A 2,405-nucleotide genomic window follows, 5' to 3' on the forward strand; every position below is an offset into this window, starting at 1 on the left:
AGCCGGTGCGCGATCGCGATCACCGTGCGGCCCTCCAGCACCCGGGCCAGCGAACGCTCCAGGTGCCGGGCGGCCCGCGGGTCGAGCAGCGACGTGGCCTCGTCGAGGACCAGCGTGTGCGGGTCGGCCAGGACCAGCCGGGCCAGCGCGATCTGCTGCGCCTGCGCGGGCGTGAGGGTGCGGCCGCCCGACCCGACCTCCGTGTCGAGACCGTCCTCCAGGGCCCTGGCCCAGCCGTCGGCGTCGACCGCGGCCAGGGACGCCCACAGCTCCGCGTCCCCGGCGCCCGTGCGCGCGAGCAGCAGGTTGTCCCGCAGCGAGCCCACGAAGACGTGGTGTTCCTGGTTCACCAGGGCCACGTGCGTCCGGACGCGCTCCGCGGTCATCCGGGACAGCTCGGCCCCGCCGAGGGTGACCTGACCCGTCCGGGGGGCGTAGACCCCGGCCAGCAGCCGCCCCAGGGTCGACTTCCCCGCCCCGGACGGACCGACCAGCGCGAGGCGCGTGCCCGGGGCGACGTCCAGCGACACCTCGTGCAGGACGTCCACACCGGCGCGGTAGCCGAAGCGCACGTCGTCGGCCCGTACCCGCCGCCCGTCCGGGCCGGCCAGGTCGTCGCCCGCGTCCGGCTCCATCTCCCGCACGCCCACCAGCCTGGCCAGCGACACCTGGGCCACCTGCAACTCGTCGTACCAGCGGAGGATCAGGCCGATCGGATCGACCATCATCTGCGCCAGCAGCGCTCCCGTGGTCAGCTGCCCGACCGTGAGCCGGCCCTCCATGACGAACCAGCCACCGAGCAGCAGCACCGCGCCGAGGATCGTCACGTAGGTGGCGTTGATGACGGGGAAGAGCACCGAGCGCAGGAACAGCGTGTACCGCTCCCAGGCCGTCCACTCCGCGACCCGGCGGTCCGAGAGCCTGATCCGGCCGGCCCCCAGCCGGTGCGCCTCCACCGTCCGGCCCGCGTCCACCGTCTCGGCCAGCACCGCTGCCACGGACGCGTATCCGGCGGCCTCCGAGCGGTAGGCGGAGGGGGCCCGGCGGAAGTACCAGCGGCAGCCGGTGATCAGCACGGGCAGGGCGATCAGCACCGCGAGGGCGAGGGGCGGAGCCGTGACCGTCAGCGCGCCGAGCAGCAGCCCGGCCCACACCACACCGATCGCCAGCTGCGGCACGGCCTCACGCATCGCGTTGGCCAGCCGGTCGATGTCCGTCGTGATCCTGGAGAGCAGGTCTCCGGTACCGGCCCGTTCGAGGACACCCGGTGGCAGCCCGACCGACCGCACCAGGAAGTCCTCGCGCAGGTCGGCCAGCATCTCCTCACCGAGCATCGCCCCGCGCAGCCGCATGGTCCGCGTGAACATCGTCTGCACGACGAGGGCGACCGCGAACACGGCCGCGGTCCGCTCCAGGTGCAGGTCGGTCACCCCGTCGGAGAGGTCCTCGACCAGCCCGCCCAGCAGGTACGGACCGGTGATCGACGCGATCACCGCGACGGCGTTGACGCAGACGAGTGTCGCGAACGCCCTGCGGTGACGCCGCAACAGGGAACGGACGTACGCCCGTACGGTCGCCGGTGTGCCGACCGGCAGGGTCGTCGCCGACTCCGGGGCGGCCGGGTCGTACGCGGGTGGCCGGAGGCCGATCATGCCCTCTCCTCGATTTCCTCGATCGCCCCGGCCGACCGCAAGGTGTCGATCCCGGCGAGCTCCCCGGACGCGGCCGGTGCCGCCGTCCCGTCATCGGCCTCACGGGTGACGACCGCCCGGTAACGGGGCTCGTTCCGCAGCAGCTCGCGGTGGGAACCGACCGCCACGACCGCGTTCCCGTGCACCAGCACCACCCGGTCGGCACAGTCCAGCAGCAGCGGTGACGAGGCGAACGCCACCGTCGTACGGCCTTCCCGCAGCCGCTTCACACCTGTCGCGACCCGGGCCTCCGTATGCGCGTCCACCGCGGACGTCGGCTCGTCGAGGACCAGTACCTCCGGGTCGGTGACCAGCGAGCGGGCCAGCGCCAGCCGCTGGCGCTGGCCACCGGACAGGGAACGGCCGCGTTCGGTGATCCTCGTGCGCATCGGGTCGCCGTCCGTGTCCAGGGACGCCTGGGCCAGTGCACGGAGCACATCACCGCACTGGGCGGCGATCAGCGCGTCCTCGGCGGTGACCGCGCCCGAGGACGGCACGTCCAGCAGCTCCCGCAGTGTGCCCGAGAGCAGCACGGGGTCCTTGTCCTGGACCAGCACCGCTGCCCGCGCGGACGCGAGCGGCAACTCGTCCAACGGCACCCCGCCGAGCAGGACCGAGGGAGCCGCCCGGGACCCGTCCTCGCTCCCGGCGCGCGCGGTCTCCTCCGTCCGCGCACGGGAGGCGTCCGTGGACGCGTCGCGTGGCATCGCCCCG

The 2,405-nt window shown here is 74.0% G+C and carries 2 protein-coding genes; both read right to left on the reverse strand.

Features of this window, described 5'->3' with window-relative positions; all coding sequences use genetic code 11:
- A partial coding sequence (locus tag ABZ371_RS31735; RefSeq protein WP_358686210.1) for an ABC transporter ATP-binding protein occupies positions 1–1,652 on the reverse strand: 1,652 nt, incomplete at its 3' end.
- A partial coding sequence (locus ABZ371_RS31740; RefSeq protein WP_358686212.1) for an ATP-binding cassette domain-containing protein occupies positions 1,649–2,405 on the reverse strand: 757 nt, incomplete at its 5' end. The genes ABZ371_RS31735 and ABZ371_RS31740, both read right to left, overlap by 4 nt.

Origin of the sequence: Streptomyces sp. NPDC005899 (assembly GCF_040629645.1) — a bacterium.
Taxonomy (GTDB): domain Bacteria; phylum Actinomycetota; class Actinomycetes; order Streptomycetales; family Streptomycetaceae; genus Streptomyces.